The 16,428-nt window shown below is 36.4% G+C and carries 18 protein-coding genes; 7 read left to right on the top strand and 11 right to left on the bottom strand.

Annotation, left to right across the window (positions count from 1 at the left end):
- Positions 1-2: 2 nt before the first annotated feature.
- On the bottom strand, positions 3-497 hold the full coding sequence (locus ABWU86_RS05715) for a MerR family transcriptional regulator (RefSeq protein ID WP_353321925.1): 495 nt from the start codon (positions 495-497) through the stop codon (positions 3-5).
- 197 nt (positions 498-694) lie between these two features.
- Between ABWU86_RS05715 and ABWU86_RS05710 the strand changes: the two genes are divergently transcribed.
- A complete protein-coding gene (locus ABWU86_RS05710; RefSeq protein ID WP_353321923.1) occupies positions 695-1,165 on the top strand; it encodes a C40 family peptidase in 471 nt (156 codons plus the stop codon).
- A 66-nt stretch (positions 1,166-1,231) separates the two neighbouring features.
- On the opposite strand, the gene ABWU86_RS05705 is transcribed toward ABWU86_RS05710, so the two are convergent.
- Positions 1,232-1,888 (bottom strand): histidine phosphatase family protein, encoded by a 657-nt coding sequence (locus ABWU86_RS05705; protein WP_353321983.1) that lies wholly within the window; start codon positions 1,886-1,888, stop codon positions 1,232-1,234.
- Between the two features lie 67 nt (positions 1,889-1,955).
- Positions 1,956-2,219: a hypothetical protein gene (locus ABWU86_RS05700; protein ID WP_293793957.1), complete on the bottom strand. Its 264-nt coding sequence runs from the start codon at positions 2,217-2,219 to the stop codon at positions 1,956-1,958.
- Between the two features lie 192 nt (positions 2,220-2,411).
- Here ABWU86_RS05700 and ABWU86_RS05695 point away from each other — a divergent pair, with 192 nt between their 5' ends.
- The gene (locus ABWU86_RS05695) at positions 2,412-4,532 is read left to right on the top strand and encodes an LTA synthase family protein (protein WP_293793960.1); all 2,121 of its coding nucleotides are present in this window, start codon (positions 2,412-2,414) and stop codon (positions 4,530-4,532) included.
- Positions 4,533-4,634: 102 nt separating this feature from the next.
- Positions 4,635-5,378 (top strand): potassium channel family protein, encoded by a 744-nt coding sequence (locus ABWU86_RS05690; RefSeq protein WP_293793963.1) that lies wholly within the window; start codon positions 4,635-4,637, stop codon positions 5,376-5,378.
- A 14-nt stretch (positions 5,379-5,392) separates the two neighbouring features.
- Here the strand turns inward: ABWU86_RS05690 and ABWU86_RS05685 are convergent, their stop codons facing one another.
- Complete coding sequence (locus ABWU86_RS05685; protein WP_293793966.1) at positions 5,393-6,385, bottom strand: NAD(P)/FAD-dependent oxidoreductase; 993 nt, start codon at positions 6,383-6,385, stop codon at positions 5,393-5,395.
- Positions 6,386-6,465: 80 nt separating this feature from the next.
- On the opposite strand from ABWU86_RS05685, the gene ABWU86_RS05680 reads away from it, so the two are divergent.
- Both ABWU86_RS05680 and ABWU86_RS05675 read left to right on the top strand, forming a co-directional pair.
- A complete protein-coding gene (locus tag ABWU86_RS05680; RefSeq protein ID WP_293793969.1) occupies positions 6,466-7,245 on the top strand; it encodes an alpha/beta hydrolase in 780 nt (259 codons plus the stop codon).
- 213 nt (positions 7,246-7,458) lie between these two features.
- Positions 7,459-8,421 carry a nucleoside hydrolase gene (locus tag ABWU86_RS05675; protein WP_293793972.1) on the top strand — a complete coding sequence of 321 codons (963 nt, stop codon included), beginning with the start codon at positions 7,459-7,461 and terminating at the stop codon, positions 8,419-8,421.
- A 34-nt stretch (positions 8,422-8,455) separates the two neighbouring features.
- On the opposite strand, the gene ABWU86_RS05670 is transcribed toward ABWU86_RS05675, so the two are convergent.
- Entirely contained in the window at positions 8,456-9,259 is an 804-nt protein-coding gene (locus ABWU86_RS05670) for a Cof-type HAD-IIB family hydrolase (protein ID WP_353321918.1), read from the bottom strand.
- A 64-nt stretch (positions 9,260-9,323) separates the two neighbouring features.
- Complete coding sequence (gene spx, locus ABWU86_RS05665) at positions 9,324-9,722, bottom strand: transcriptional regulator Spx (protein WP_353321916.1); 399 nt, start codon at positions 9,720-9,722, stop codon at positions 9,324-9,326.
- Positions 9,723-9,960: 238 nt separating this feature from the next.
- Here spx and ABWU86_RS05660 point away from each other — a divergent pair, with 238 nt between their 5' ends.
- Positions 9,961-11,520 (top strand): bifunctional metallophosphatase/5'-nucleotidase, encoded by a 1,560-nt coding sequence (locus tag ABWU86_RS05660; RefSeq protein ID WP_353321914.1) that lies wholly within the window; start codon positions 9,961-9,963, stop codon positions 11,518-11,520.
- A gap of 43 nt (positions 11,521-11,563) precedes the next feature.
- Here ABWU86_RS05660 and rny read toward each other — a convergent pair whose 3' ends face one another.
- Positions 11,564-13,156 (bottom strand): ribonuclease Y, encoded by a 1,593-nt coding sequence (gene rny / locus ABWU86_RS05655; RefSeq protein WP_293793980.1) that lies wholly within the window; start codon positions 13,154-13,156, stop codon positions 11,564-11,566.
- Between the two features lie 168 nt (positions 13,157-13,324).
- On the bottom strand, positions 13,325-14,278 hold the full coding sequence (locus tag ABWU86_RS05650; protein ID WP_353321911.1) for an alpha/beta hydrolase: 954 nt from the start codon (positions 14,276-14,278) through the stop codon (positions 13,325-13,327).
- A 114-nt stretch (positions 14,279-14,392) separates the two neighbouring features.
- Here ABWU86_RS05650 and ABWU86_RS05645 point away from each other — a divergent pair, with 114 nt between their 5' ends.
- Positions 14,393-14,824: a helix-turn-helix domain-containing protein gene (locus ABWU86_RS05645; RefSeq protein ID WP_293793984.1), complete on the top strand. Its 432-nt coding sequence runs from the start codon at positions 14,393-14,395 to the stop codon at positions 14,822-14,824.
- A 45-nt stretch (positions 14,825-14,869) separates the two neighbouring features.
- Here the strand turns inward: ABWU86_RS05645 and ABWU86_RS05640 are convergent, their stop codons facing one another.
- Genes ABWU86_RS05640 through ABWU86_RS05630 form a run of 3 tightly spaced genes read right to left on the bottom strand, consistent with a single transcriptional unit; the run spans position 14,870 to position 16,427 of the window.
- Entirely contained in the window at positions 14,870-15,013 is a 144-nt protein-coding gene (locus ABWU86_RS05640; protein ID WP_293793987.1) for a hypothetical protein, read from the bottom strand.
- A 21-nt stretch (positions 15,014-15,034) separates the two neighbouring features.
- Positions 15,035-15,520, bottom strand: coding sequence for an S-ribosylhomocysteine lyase (locus ABWU86_RS05635; protein ID WP_053949571.1), 486 nt, complete (start codon positions 15,518-15,520; stop codon positions 15,035-15,037).
- Positions 15,521-15,557: 37 nt separating this feature from the next.
- Entirely contained in the window at positions 15,558-16,427 is an 870-nt protein-coding gene (locus ABWU86_RS05630) for a MetQ/NlpA family ABC transporter substrate-binding protein (RefSeq protein WP_353321908.1), read from the bottom strand.
- Position 16,428 lies beyond the last annotated feature (1 nt).

The following is a 16,428-nucleotide window of genomic DNA, read 5'->3' as shown; positions in this document are numbered from 1 at the left end:
ATTTACTTTTCTTCTTTCTTTTCAATCACTCGATATTCGATATCTTCATCTGTATTTAAAATCCCATATAAAATTGACTCTTTTTCCTTATCAAAGTAACCCAAGTTAATGGCCGGTTTCCCATCAATTGTTTCAACGTCTTGAAATGCAATCATCATAAAATCACGGATTTTACGCACTTTTTTAATATTTTCGTTCGCAGCTTTATAAGCTCCATTAAGCGTGAAGCCTTCGTCTAAGTAATATTTCATTAAACTAACGCGATTCAAATTTTCCATATTAAAAACTCGTGAGCTTGAGTTGTCATCACGAATGGATTCAATATAACCCTTTTGTTCCCAATAGCGCAGTTGTCTAGTTGAAACATTAACCATTTTACTTACCTCACCAATCTTGAAGATCAGTAAATTTAAGTCGACTTTTTGCGGAAAAAATTTTTTATATGCAGCCATGATATGATTCCTTTCACCGTAATCTTGATAATTTAAATTTACCATAAATTACAGTGCCTTTCATCACTTTGATTATCACAAATTAATATTAAACAACAAAATAGCGAAAATTACATTAAGATTTCACCTTTTTAACTAGATTGAAATTGCTTTGTTACATTCTTGAAACATTTGTCCTTTATTATAAGTAATATAAATTGAGATAGAGATAAAAAGAGAGATATAAGAGAGGTTTTTAGAGAATGAAAAAGTTTATCACAAAAACAGCCGTAACTTTTATGGCTTTTACATCACTACTTTTTGCTGGGGCAGCAGTAAGTAGTAACAATAACTCAGCGCACGCTGATACTATCCAACAATTCGATACTGTTTACAGTGTGGCGAAAGCTCAATTAGGTACTCCGTATGTATATGGTGCTACTGGTAATGGTGGTTTCGATTGTTCTGGTTTTACAAGTTACATATACAAAAACTCATTAGGTATTACTTTACCTAGAACTGCACAAGAACAATACAATGCATCAACTAAAGTTAGTCGTTCTAACTTACAAAAAGGTGACCTAGTATTCTTCGGTGCTACTAAGAGTTCTATCTTCCACGTTGGTATGTACATAGGTGGCGGCAAGATGATTGACGCTCAAAATCGTGGAGTTATTCGCGAAAAAATTCATACACCATGGTGGCACGTCGTAGGTTACGGTCGCGTCGCTTAATAATTTCTCTAAAAACCAAAAAGACGATTACAAAATGTAATCGTCTTTTTTATATCTACTATTATATTATTGATTATAACTTGTAACCTGAATGTTCTCATCTGAAACGGTTAATTGAGTCACACTTCCATTAGCTGGACGTTCTGTAATATCATACTTTCCTTCACCGAAACGTTCAACTAAACTTAAGACCGCATTACCATGGCTAATTAATAATACATTGGAACCATCTTTAATTAAAGGTGATGATTTAATTTCAGCTAATCCCTTATCCCAACGTTTCCAATATTCTTCACCACTTTCTGCTTGATGAAACGGATCGGCTTCTTTTAAAAAGTCCTTAGCTTGATTAATAGAATACTTACTAACGATATCTTTAAATGTAGGTAGTCCATGAGGGGCTCCTGCCACGTACCAAGTTTGATCCATGTCATTTCCTTCATAATAACCGTAAAACTCTTCACGCAAGTTAGGTGAAACCACTGGTTCTTTAACTGAATCAGCTTGGTTAGCACCTAATACAATTGCAGCCGTGTCCATAGCACGTGTGGTGTTACTACAAAACGCAGCATCAAAATGAATATCTGATAAACGTTTTCCAGTATCTTTTGCTCCTGCAATTCCTTTATCTGTTAAAGGTGAGTTACTCCATCCCTGTAAACGATTATAAATATTAAAGTAGGTTTGTCCATGTCTAACTACATATAGATTAAATTTAATAATCTTCATCCCCTTTTAAAACAAGTATACTTAGCATAGCACTAATAAAAAAAGTTAGACAGTCATCTGCCTAACTTAATTCTGTATCATAATATTTGGATGCGATTTGATGATATCGTAGTTGATTTAATGTTTTGTAAATAATCATTTGAAGTTCACGTAACTTAATGATAGTGTATGAGCTCAATTGCACAAGAATCAATCGTTCTGTACGTTGAATAATCTCTTGATTGTTGGTTAACGCAGATAAATCACTGTGAACCATTTCAGGCATAAATTCAATTATTTTACCATCGCTTAATTGAATATTTAATTTATAAGCTTTATTTTCCATTAATGCCATCAACCTCCTACCATTTAATATTATTTTACAACTTTTTGTATTTTTTGCAACAATATATAGTGAAGGGTTAGTTTTTGTTAAGCATATATTGTGTTTTTTCTTTTTGACTCTAATAAAAAACATGCCTTTTTGTTCACTGTCTGGTAATATTAGATATGAATTACATCAAAGGAGCTCTTCATTTTGAAAGCGATCAACTATATCCGCACCAAATTGTCCACTAGATTTGGCTTCTTCTGCTTACTAGCGGGACTATTTTGGGCTAAAACAATCTATGCATATTTCACTGACTTTCAGTTAGGATTAGCTAATCCATTCGAATACTTCGTCGCCTTCTTCAATCCGATTGCGACCACCTTATTCCTATTGGGACTAGCAATGTATATTAAATCAAGCCGGTTATTCTATCCAATAATTTTATTAATTGATGGATTAAACACTTTACTACTATATTTAAACGTTATTTATTACCGCGAATTTACCGATTTCATGACCGTAAGTACCATGACCGGTTATTCCAAAGTGAACCAAGGATTAAGTGGTTCATCATTGGCGTTAACCATGCCCCACGATGTCTTCTATTGGTTAGATATCGTTTTAATCTTAGTCCTACTATTATTCCGCGTGATTCGAATTGATAAAGACAAAATGGGTTTTAAAGGTGCCTTTGCGATTACTTCAACCGCCATCTTAATATTTACAGCCAATTTATCATTTGGCGAAATGGCACGTCCGCAACTACTAACTAGAACCTTTGACCGTACCTACATTGTTAAATATTTAGGCCTAGATTCATTCACTGTTTATGATGGGATTAAACAACAACACAATAACGACTTAAGAGCGATGGCTACTAAGTCCGAAATGAATGACGTCCATAAATTTATTAATAAACATTATGCGGCACCAAACGCCAAATTGTTTGGATCGCAAAAAGGCAAAAACGTGATTGTGATTCACTTGGAAAGTTTCCAACAATTCTTGATTGATAAGAAAGTTAATGGTCAAGAAGTCACACCGTTTCTAAACAGTCTCTACCACAGTAAGTCAACCTATGCATTTAGCAACTTCTTCCATGAAGTCGGACAAGGAAAGACTTCCGATGCTGAAAACATGTTAGAAACTAGTACTTATGGTTTGCCACAGGGATCACTGTTCACTCAATTTGGTAGTGATAATGTCTTCCAAGCTGCTCCTTCAATCTTAAAACAAGAAAAAGGGTACACTTCTGCAGTCTTTCATGGTAATGTTGCAAGTTTTTGGAACCGTAATAATGTTTATAAGAACATGGGTTACCAATACTTCTTTGACGCTAGTTACTATGATACTTCTGGTGATAGAGCCAGTGGTTATGGTCTAAAAGATAAATTACTATTTAAAGATTCTGTGAAATACTTACAAAGGTTACAACAACCTTTCTATGTTAAATACATCACAGTGACTAACCACTTCCCATACACAATTGATAGCGAAGATTCAAGCTTCAAGACTACTAACACCGGTGATAGCAATGTTGATAACTACTTCAAGACTGCGCATTATCTAGACGAAGCGGTCAAAGAATTCTATGCTTACCTTCAAAAGGCCGGCCTATTGAAGAATTCAATTATCATGTTGTATGGTGATCACTACGGAATTTCTAATTCTGAAAACGTCAACTTAGCCAAGGCATTGGACAAGAATCCAAATGATTGGAATAACTTTGATAACGCCCAGTTACAAAGAGTGCCGTTAATGTTTAATATTCCAGGCATGAAGTCTGGTTACATCGATAACACCTATGGTGGTGAAATTGATGTTTTACCTACTCTTCTTCATTTACTAGGGGTTAACACCAAAAAATACATTCAATTTGGAACCGATCTATTCTCTAAAAAGCATGACACGGTCGTTGCATTTAGAAATCGTGATTGGGTCAGCACCAAATACACTTCAATTTCTGGCACCATCTACAGTAATAAGACTGGTAAAGTAATTAACGCAACCCCACATCAAAGAAAAATATTTAACAAGATGCAAGCACGCGTCAATACTGAACTATCTTATTCTGACGAACTAAATGAACAAAACTTACTTCGTTTCTACACTCCCAAAGGGTTCAACCCGGTTAATCCCAAAGATTACAACTATCAAAATGGGTTCCAAAAAGAACTGGGAGCCGAAACCGAATTAGGCAAGAAATCAACTAGTTTGTATGATAAATTAAAGAAAAAATCAACGGAAAACCTATACAAAACTGATGCCCCTGAAGTCAACCATACGGGTGGCTCATCACGTATTAGTAATAAAAATTCTGACGATTAAAATTCAAAACGGACAAATTTTTGTCCGTTTTTTTATTTGCTTTAAGGTTTTTTAAAGGTAAAATAATCATAATTGGATAATGAGATAAAGTGAGTTGAAAGCATGAAACAATTTAAAAATAAAACAATTGAATTAATTTACAGCATATTTATTATCTTCATCGCCGTCTTCTCAGTCGCTCTAGTCGGCTTAGATTACTTAGGCGTGATCAATATTTACCACGGTTTCATCGGAACTGTGTACTATGCAATTTGGATTTTCTACATTCTAGATTACATAACTGGATTTTGTTTAGCTAAAAATCATAAACAATTTCTATTAGAAACATCGCTGGACTTAATCTCTTTAATTCCAGCCCACCCCATCTTCGTGATTTTCCGTTTATACCGCGTAATTCGGATTGTCCGTCACTATAACTTATTTTGGAAGTTTGGTTGGGACGGTAAAGTTACCGGTGGGATTCACCGTTTCATTTATGATACTGGATTCATTTACTTATTTTCCATCAGTATCGTTATCTTAATCTTTAGTGCTTTAATTTACTCGCACTTTGAACAACATAATCTATCAACTTCGCTTTGGTGGGCCATCACCACTGCGACGACCGTCGGATACGGTGATATTTCACCACAAACCGCTGGTGGAAAACTAATTGCCGCCTTTCTAATGTTTGGTGGAATTGGTTTTATTGGTTTGTTGACCTCAACGATTACTGACTTTTTCACTCATGGTGACAAGGATGTAACCGATGATAAGATTGATCAATTAAGCAAACAAATTGAAGCTTTAACCGCTGAGGTCCACTCATTACAAAAATCTGTTAAAAAAAATAACACCCCTAAATAGGGTGTTATTATTTTTTAGTCAGATAATTGAGTACTATGCACCGGTGCATGGTTACCTGGATATAAATCATTCATAATCGCATTGACGGTGATGGGAACTTCGCCAAAACCTGTTGCGATGATGGTTTGTTTACCATCATATTTGGCTTGGTCACCAACTGCATAAATGTTATGAATGTTAGTTTCTAAAGTATTATTAACCTTTGTGGCATGCTTTTCTTCTTCAATCTCAACCGCCCATCCTTGCATATCCTTATTATTGGAGATGAAACCGTAGTTTACCAAAATTTTATCAACATCTAAATCGATGAATTCGTCATCAGTTTTCATTTTTTTAGCATGAACACGAACTTGACCGTCATCGGTATTGACCAGTGATTTAATCAAGTATGGGGTCACTAATTCAACGCTGGATTGTTTTAGGACTTCTACCATGTGTTCAAGACCACGGAATTCATTGCGACGGTGTAATAAGTACACTTTTTTAGCGATGTCATTTAGCATTAACGCTTGATCAATTGCTGAATCCCCACCACCGGCAACTAATACGACTTTGTCACGAAAGCTTTCGATGTCGTTAGCAGTATAAACCAGTTGGTCATCAGAAATAGTTTCAACACCATCAGCGCTTAATTGACGGGGATTAAACGCCCCATTGCCGACTGCGATAATGATGGATTTTGTTTTAGTTATTTCCTGATTTGTGGTAATCTTAAAGGCGTTGTCGTCTTTTTCGACATTGATGACGGTTTGGTTTAACTTAATATCGCCGTCCATAGAAGCTAGTTGTGCTTTTAAGTTAGCAACTAGTTCACGCCCTTTAATGGCCGGGTATGCTGGAATATCTAGCAATGTCTTTTCTGGATATAATGCATTTACCTGACCACCTAATTCAGATAGACTTTCGATTATTTGGAACTTGGCGGTCCGCATGCCAGCATAAAAACCGGCAAACATTCCCACGGGGCCGCCTCCAATAATCGTAATATCATAAATTTCGTCTGTCATTTTATTTAACTCCTTTTATTTCGGTGTTATTTAATATATCATATATCTTATAATTATACTTTAGCAAAGGAAGAACAATTATGCACAGCAAACGCAGAAAAATTATCATTGGGATTATCTTGCTAATTGAAGCAATCGCCCTGTTTACTACTACCGCCTGGATTTTTAGAGGGCGCGTTCTAAATGGTCTTCAAGTGGAAAAGACCAGAACAGCAACTATTTTCATTCCTGGATACGGTGGTAACGCTGTTTCTACCGATGACTTCATCAATCAATTTAACGATCATGGAATTGCTAAGCGTGCGCTTCGTATCCATATTTCAAGTAATGGTAAAGTCACTACCATGAAAAAATATGTAAAGAAGATTACCGCTGACAATCCATTAGTTCAATTAATTTTTGAAGACAATACTCATCCAATCAAGCAAGCTAAGCAAATGAGAAATGTGATGACTTACCTATATAAGACTTATCACATTAAATCAGTAAACTTCTTAGGGCACTCATCAGGTGGTCAAATCGCTTATGAATACATGGTAAGAAATCCTAATCAAAAGGATGCACCAAAGATTAACAAATTCGTAAGTATCGCCAATGATTACGATCCAAAAGATAAACGTGTTAAAAACTTACCTCGCAATTTGAAGGTCTTCAATATTGCTGGTGAAATTTACAACTTCGGTACCGATGGTGAAGAAGCTGTTGATATTGTTAAACCAATGGGTAAATTAGTTAAACCATACGTTAAGAGCTACACTTTCTACTTATACCAATCTGATCCAATTTCTGCTGAACATTCAATGTTGCATGAAAATCCTACTTTAGATAAGACCATTGCAGAATTCTTATTTAGAGATTAAAACTAAGCACTCATTTCCATGAAATGAGTGCTTTTTTATTAATATTTTTCTAATTTTTAAGTAATTTGTTCGTCTTTTTACCTGGATTAATGAACAAATTACGGAATTCCCCTTTCAATTTACGGTAAAAGTCCATATAATTGAGTTAATGAAAAATGTTCACGGACGCAACGAAGATCCGTGAGGGGAATATTATTGGGAGGGTTTTTCATTATGGCAAAACAAAAAATTATCTTGGACTTAGACACTGGTATCGATGACGCAATGGCCATCGCATACGCTGTCGCTGTTCCAAACGCAGACTTAGTAGGGATTGTTAACTCATACGGAAACGTGGTAGTTGAACAAGCTGCGAAAAATTCTCTACAAATTTTAGATTTATTAGGCGCTACCAATGTGCCTGTTTTTGAAGGAGTACCTCATTCACTAGAAACTGATAGTTTTGAAGTAATGGATGTCTCTGCCCATATTCACGGGGTAAACGGTGTCGGTGAAGTCGAACTTCCTGCATCAAGTCGCCAAGTGGAAGACATGTCTGGTGTCGATTTCATGATTGAAGCCGCTCACAAATACGGTAAGGATTTAACAATTATCCCTACTGGTCCACTAACCAACCTAGCATTAGCACTTCGCAAAGATCCTGAAATTGCGAACCTAATTGGTAATGTGACTTTAATGGGTGGAGCGCTAACTGTTCCTGGTAACGTTACTGACGCAGCTGAAGCAAACATTAATCAAGATGCGACTGCTGCAAACGAAGTATTCAGAAGTCCATTACACGATACTATGGTGGGGCTAGATGTTACTTTAAGAACTCTATTAACAAAAAAAGAAACTCAACAATGGCGAGATTTAGGTACTGTAGCCGGTGAAAAATTCGCAGATATTGTTGATTACTACATCGATATTTATGACGAAATGTACCCAGAATTAGGTGGTTGTTCATTACACGATCCACTTGCGGTTGGGGTTGCTTGTGACCCTAGTTTTGTCCAAACTCTAGACATCGACTTATTAGTTCACACTGGTGAATTAAACTACGGTCGTACTACTGGAGACACTGCCAAGCTAGATGACCCCAATCCAAGTGCCAGCGTTGCCATTCAAGTAGATGAAAAACGCTACCTAAAGACATTCATGGAATACTTAAACTACCTATTTGCAAACAACAAATAACAAAAAAGCTTACCGCGATGGTAAGCTTTTTATTTTACATATTAAAGTAATGATGAAGGTACACGGCAACGCCATCTTCATCATGATCTAAAGTCACGTCGTCTGCAATCGCTTTGATTTCATCAGAAGCATTACCCATCGCTACTCCAATGTGGGCTGCCTTTAGCATTTCTTGATCATTTTCAGCATCACCAAATGCCATTAAGTTCGTAAAATCTAATTCTAAGTGATGTAATAAGATTTCTAGTCCATAAGCCTTACTCATGTTTTCAGGCAGAAATTCCATGATTTTCGGCTGTGAACGGACAATTTGATAACTATTCTTAATTTCATCTGGTAAATCCGCACGCGCTTGATCTAATGTCGCCACCTGTTCAGACATAATGGCCTTGCTGTATTCTTGTTCTGGTAAGTCAGTAAAATCGATTTGCTCAAATTCCAATGGTGAATTTAAGACTTCTTTATATGTAGATTTAACTAAGTCGGTTAATTCATAGACTTGTTTGAAATCTAAGATATCCAAAGGTAATTGGTGGTCAGATGCAAATTGATGAATTAAACTGAAGTCAGCTTTGGATAAACTCTTTTGGTTTAACACCGATTGGTCATCATTTTTAATAACCATCCCACCATTAAAGGTAATTGTGTAGTCGTTAGGACCTAATAAATCTAGTTGTTCAACATATGGCCAGACCGCATTAACTGGTCTTCCGGTACATAAAACTACAGCGATACCTTGTTCATGTAGCACTTTTAAAGTTTCTTGATTAGCGGTACTTATTTTCTTGTCGGAATTTAGTAAGGTATTATCTAAATCCAGCGCAATCATTTTAATCATGGTGTACTCCTATCTAAGTGGACAAAAAAACGACATTACCAAGTAATGCCGTCACTTTACAATATTAAGCTTCCAGTTGTGATTCTAATTCTTTTAGTTCAGTTTCACGGATGGAACGTGGTAAGAAACGACGAATTTCTTCCTCATTGTAACCAACTTCCAAGCGCTTGTCATCAAACACGATTGGGCGTTTAATAAGGTCGGGATATTTGACCACTAAACTAACTAGCTTTGATAATGATAAACTATCAAAATCAATGTCTAATTTCTTGAAAATCTTGGATCGAGTTGAAATAATATCTTCACTACCATTTTCAGTTAGACGTAAAATTTGTTTTATTTCATCCGCATTCAATGGGTTCGAGTTAATGTTTCTTTCTCTAAATGAGATATCATGAGCTTTTAACCATGCTCTAGCCTTACGACTTGATGCACTACTTGGTGCAACGTAAAGATTCAACATTTTATCACCCCTTAATCGCTTAAGTATTAGTAAAAAACAATTATGGTTTGTGTCCTCGCTTACTATTTGTAAACTGAACAACTGTAATTATACTAACACATATAGAAGATAAATCAATTTAAATTTTTCTTAAGATGAGAAAACCTTAATCATTTCTTAATTTCTAACTGAAGGAAAAGTGATAGAATATACACAACTCAACATAAATCGATGGATATAAATTTTGGAGGTGATTTCGATGAAAATAAATCTTTTAGAAACTAGTGATTCACATGGTTTTATCTTTCCTACTAACTACGTAAAGTCATTCGACGATAAGCCATTTGGCGTGCTTCGCTGTGCTAGTGCGTTTAAAAGCTTACGCCAACGCTTAGATAACGTTATTGCAATCGATAATGGTGATTTTCTAGAAGGTTCTGCACTAGCGTATTATATTGCAGAAATTAAGCATCAATCATCCCCTGCCCAAATCAGTAATGTCTTTAACGCGATGGACTATGATTTTGGCGTTTTAGGTAATCATGAATTCAACTATGGATTAGATTACCTAAAAAATACAATTAAAGAATCATCCAGACACTTCCTTTGTGCCAACATCATTGATCAAGACGGTAACCATCCTTTTGGTGCCCCTTATGAAATTAAAGAAATCAATGGCATCAAAATTGGTTTCTTGGGACTAACCACGCAAGGAACTACTAAATGGGAGAAAAATGAGAATTTAGCCGGACTAACATTCCTTTCCGCTAAGGACACTGCCGCTAAATACATTCCTGAAATGAGTGAACAAACCGACTTAAACGTGATTATTTATCACGGTGGAATCGAACGTGATGAAGACGGTGTCCCAACAGAAGTCCTAAATGGTGAAAACGAAACTTATGACATTTTGGCACACGTCGACAATATTGACGCGATTATTACCGGTCACCAACACAGAAAGATTGCTGGACACCTATTAGGCGTTCCCATTATCCAACCCGGCCACCGTGGCGAATATATCGGGCACATCGAATTGGACGTTCAACAAGATGAAAACGGTAAGTATTATGTCGACAACAGTGAAGCCGAACTAATTGCGACTAACGGATACAAAATCGATGAAGAGCTAGCCCACCAATTAAATGACCTTCAAACTTCAATTGATGTCTGGTTAGATGAACCAATGGCACATATTGATGGAAAAATGGACTTTGATGACGCCTTTGTCGCTCGTTTACACAAAACTAGTTTTATTCAATTCATTCAAAAAATTCAAATGCAAACCATGGGCGTCGACCTATCCGCAACCGCCTTATTCAACGATGAAGCGCACGGATTTGAAAACCCCATTACCATGAGAAATATTATTACCAACTACGTTTATCCTAACAGCTTAGCCGTTTTAAAAATCACAGGTGCTGAATTAAAAGCTGCGATGGAAACTAGCGCCAAATACTTTGACTATCAAGACGGTCAAATATGTGTGAACCGTGATTATATTTTTCCAAAATTAAAACACTATAATTATGACATGTATGAAGGTGTCAACTACACTATCAATGTCGCCAAGCCAGTTGGCCATCGCATTGAAAACCTCACATATCATGATCAACCACTCGCTGATGATGTTGAATTAAACATTGTTTTAAATATTTATAGAGCCGTTGGTGGTGGTAACTATCAAATGTTTGACCAAGATAAAATTATCAAATCAGATGACCGCATGATGAGTCAGTTAATCGCCGATTACCTTCACCATCACGAAACTATCAAAGCTGAAAACAACCATAACTTTGAAGTCATTTATCGACCATAAAAAAGAGCATCCAATTATTGGATGCTCTTTTAATTTATAATTACTATGCTTCTTTAATTGCGTTATGATTGCGTTTTTTGGTCTTCCCAACGTATTGAACCGCTTTTAGTTCACGGATGGTAGTAACCTTAATCTTACCAGGGTAAGTTAATTCGTCTTGAATTTGATCTTTAACATGCTTGGTTAAAGACTTACTCTTATCGTCATCCAACATTTCTGGGTTAACGATAATTCGAATTTCACGACCGGCTTGAATAGCATAACTATCACGAACACCATCATGTTGATTAGCAATGCTTTCCAGATTACGTAAACGAGTTACATATTCTTCAATCGATTCGCTACGTGCTCCTGGACGTGCTCCAGAAATCGCATCAGCAGTCGCAACTAGAATTGAAATTGGATCAGTTGGTTCAACATCACCGTGATGAGATTCAATTGCGTTAACCACGACTTCATTTTCATTGAAGGCACGAGTTAGTTTCGCCCCTAACTCAACGTGAGTTCCACCAACTTCATGGTCAATTGCTTTTCCGATATCATGCAATAGTCCTGCACGCTTAGCTAATTGGGTGTTTAAACCTAATTCCGCAGCTAATGCGCCCGCTAATTGCGCACTTTCAATCGAATGGTAAAGAACGTTTTGACCATAACTGGTTCTAAACTTCAGCTTCCCAATAATTTTCATTAAATCAGGGTGCATTCTACCAACATGCAGTGAATGAACAACAGTTTCACCAGTTTCACGCAATGCAGCGTTTACCTTTTGGGTAGTTGTATTCACCAAATACTCAATATTACTGTTAGTAAAATGACGAGAGATAACGAGACTTTCGATAGTGGTGCGTACGATTTCTCTTCTGACCGGATCATGGGTCACAATGTGTAGTAACAATGGATAATCTTCATCAAAGATTAAATCCGTTCCCGTTAAGGTTTGAATTAAGCGAATATGTTGTTCATCTTTACCAACTAACTTCGCTTTAATTTCATTACTAGGTAAATTAATATTGCGTTCAATGTGGCTTCGAGGTTCATCACGCGGACCACTTTGAATCGCTTCGATGACTAAGTCGTTAGCAATCTTATTCGCAGCGACTTTGCTTTCTGATAAGTTATATTTAACTTCTATGTCTTTTTCTCGACGAAGTTGGTTTTCGGTGTTGCTCAAAACAGTTTGACGAGCTGAGTTCTTATCGATGTGACTAATAGATTGCAATGTTAATTCACGTTGTTCATGAATATCTTCAGCTTGGTGCAAAATGTCATCAATTTCATCTTGAATCTTCTTTTGTTCATTAGCTCGTTCATTTAGATCATCAGTGTACTTGGTCAAACGAGTCTTCATTTGTTCTAAGTACTTTTCATGTTGATCTAAACGTTGTTCACGCGTTTCATTTTCTTCTTTTTGTGATTGAATTTCATCATTGGCAATTTCTTGGTATTGCACAATGTCTTCTTTATCATCTGAAATGATTTGTCGTGACTTCATTTCCGCATCTTGTTTAATTGATGCTAAATGAGCTTGAGCTTTCTTTTTGGCATCTTGAATTTGCATTTTAAAACGCATATTGCTGGACCAAATACCGATAACTACTCCGATAATTAGGAATAAGACGGTCATAATTTCAATCAAAAAGCGCCCTCCTTTCTGATTTTTAAATATTTTTTATGATTGTTATAATGTATGTTTTAGGATTTTTTATACATATATCTATAATAACATTTTCAGGACAAATTGTTACACCGAAAGTCATCAAAAAAAACAAAAAAGACGACTAAATTGGATTAATCGCCTTGGTTTTTATCTAAAATATTGATTTAAAAATCCTTTGATTGTTTTAACGTACAACTTTGGATTGGTTTGATAAGAAGCGGCATGCGCTGCGTTTTTAACTACTAATAATTCTTTAGGACCTTTGGTGGCATTATATAATGGATAAACCATTTTGGTTGGTACGAAGGTATCTTTACCCCCATGAATGAATAACATTGGACGATGATTCTTCTTCACTTGATCTAGCGAAGAAGCTTCATACATACTGTAGCCCGCACGAAGATGGGTAATCCCACTTAAGATTGGTACTAATGGCCACTTTGGAAAGGCTGGCATATGATAAAGTTGCCCCGCTTCGTAATTGATTTCGTCAGCAACGCTGGTGTAACCACAGTCTTCAATAAAGGCCTTAACTTGATGCGGTACTGACTTTTCACCAGAAACCATCATGGTAGTGGCACCACCCATGCTGACCCCAAACATGACGACTTGCGAATCTTCCCCATTATACTCAATGACTTTCTTCATCCATCTAATGTAATCGAGGCGATCCGGCCAACCATAACCGACGTAATTACCCTCACTTTGACCTTGACCACGGTCGTCTGGTGTTAAGACGTTATAGCCTAGTTGATGGAAAATGTAGGCGTATGGCGCCATTTTTTCCTTATTACCCATGTACCCATGAGCGATTACAATTGTCTTGTTAGTTTGATGAGTTGCTGGAATATAGTTGGCAACTAACTTTAAATGACCACCGACTGATTCTTGCGTCCACTTAATCTTCTTCACTTGTTGATACCACTTGGTTCCCTCGTATAGTGGTGAATCTGGTTTGACTTTTTCATTGCTTAAAAACGATTTATGTGATGGAACCACAGCGACGTTATAAAAATACATTCCCGCCCCAATTAAACCAATCACAGTTAGTGAAATTAAAACTACTAAAGTTATAATTAAACCCTTAAGTTTGTTCTTCAAGGTGCTTCTCCTTCTCCATACTTGATAATTTGAGTATAGATTGTCGGGAATTAAAAAGCAACTAGCGAACTATTTATCTAATTTTCAGTTATAATAACCATAGAGGTGTTAGAAATGTTTCCAATTCGATTAAGAGCCCTCCGCAAAGGGCAAAATATCAGCATGAATCAACTTGCAAATAATTTAAACGAAAAATTTCCAGAAGATGAACACAAAAACACACCTTCTCAAATTGGTAATTGGGAACGTGGCATTCGTTCACCTTCATATGTTGAAATTAAAAAACTTGCGCTATACTTTAATGTAAGTATGGATTATTTAACTGGGCGCACTTCGATTGAACACGTCAATTTGGGTGCAACCTTAATGGCTGAAAATGAACTAACTTTTGGTAATCATACTTTAGACCAACGCGATCGCTACGAAGTTTATCAATTAATTAATGGTTATCTTCATGGCAAAGACCAAAATTATTTAGAAGATGGCCAAAAAGATACTGCCCATCAAGAAGAATTAAACTTAAATTTTGATGATTTTAAAATCTAAAAAACGCCGAGAAAAAATTTCTCGACGTTTTTTCGTACATAGCACTTAGATGGTTGATTTCTTTTTATCTTTAACGTGATGGAAAATATGGTGCTTACCAATATAGGCCCATCTAATTAATGCAAAGTAACCAATCCAGAAAAGAAGCAATAAAATGATTTTGAGCCAAATATCATTTAACACCCTCATATTTCCACCTCCAATTAATAATTAAATTGTTTTACGTTCGTATGGTTCAGTACTGATTTGTTCATCTAAGATGGTCTTGCACCATTCTTTAGCTGAGAATAATGAATGGTCACGGTAGTTACCACAGCTTTCAGCAGTAGTTCCTTGAACGTCTTCCCATTCAATGTCATCTCTGATGGCACGAAGTGAATCCTTTAGCGCACGAGCAACATTTTCGTTACCAGGGTTACCCCAAGTAATCAAATGAAAACCAGTACGGCAACCAAATGGTGAACAGTCAATGACACCATCTAGACGGTCACGTAATAAACCGGCTAATAAATGTTCAATGGTATGTAATCCGGCTGTTGGGATTGCTTCTTCATTAGGTTGAACTAAACGCAGATCGAAGTTAGCGATAGTGTCGCCATTAGGACCTTTTTCTTCGGTGATTAAACGTACATATGGAGCCTTAACAGCAGTGTGGTCTAGTGTGAAACTTTCTACTTTTGTTTTTACTTTTGTCATAATAAATTCTTCCTTTCAAAAACGTAATCGTTAATTTTTATTTAAATGCAGGGACATCGACACCTTTATATTTGTCCTTGATCAAGTTGTAAACCGCTTTAGAATGGTACGCTTTTACCACCTCCTTGTAAGTGGCGTTATCAGCTTCTGAACTCTTAGTTACCAAGATGTTAATCCATGGTTGGTTGTAAGAATCGTTTACATCTGGAGCAATCGCATAAATCGCATCCTTAGCTGGGTTTAAGTGGTTAGCTTGAACGTAGTTTGAGTTAGTGACTCCAGCGGCGAAATCAGGTAATAATTTAATGATGGCAGCTGGGTCCACTTCGATAATGTCTAACTTCTTAGGGTTAGAAATAATATCAGTTAAAGTTGGTGAGTAACCTTTGGCTGGGTTAGTCTTGATTAAGCCCGCCTTTTCTAAGACCTTCAAAGCACGACCGGCGTTAGTTGGGTTATTGGGAATCGCAATCTTGTCGCCTTCTTTAAGATCTTTGACACTCTTAATTTTCTTAGAGTAGATGTTTAAAGGTTGGATATAAGTGTTTCCGATTGCCTTTAGATTGTACTTCTTTTGGGTAATTTCTTGATTTAGGAATGCATAGTGTTGGAATGAGTTAATATCAATTTGACCACTGTTGGTGGATTGATTTAGCGCTTCACCATCACTGAAGACTTTTAAGTCAACGTAGATGTGTTTGCTGGCTAGTTCTTTATTCACTTGTTTCCAAATCGGAACATCGGTACTACCTAGTACCCCAACGGTAACCACTTTTTTATCTGCGGTATTTTCTTTCTTACTGTTTCCGGAAGCGATGAAAAAGCCGACGATAATGACTAATACTGCGACAACTGCCAATGACAAGATACGCACTTTTTTATTTTTACTATTTACTGGTTTACTCATA

Source organism: Apilactobacillus pseudapinorum, from assembly GCF_040369555.1.
Lineage (GTDB): Bacteria > Bacillota > Bacilli > Lactobacillales > Lactobacillaceae > Apilactobacillus.
This window is presented reverse-complemented; position numbering and strand designations above follow the sequence as displayed.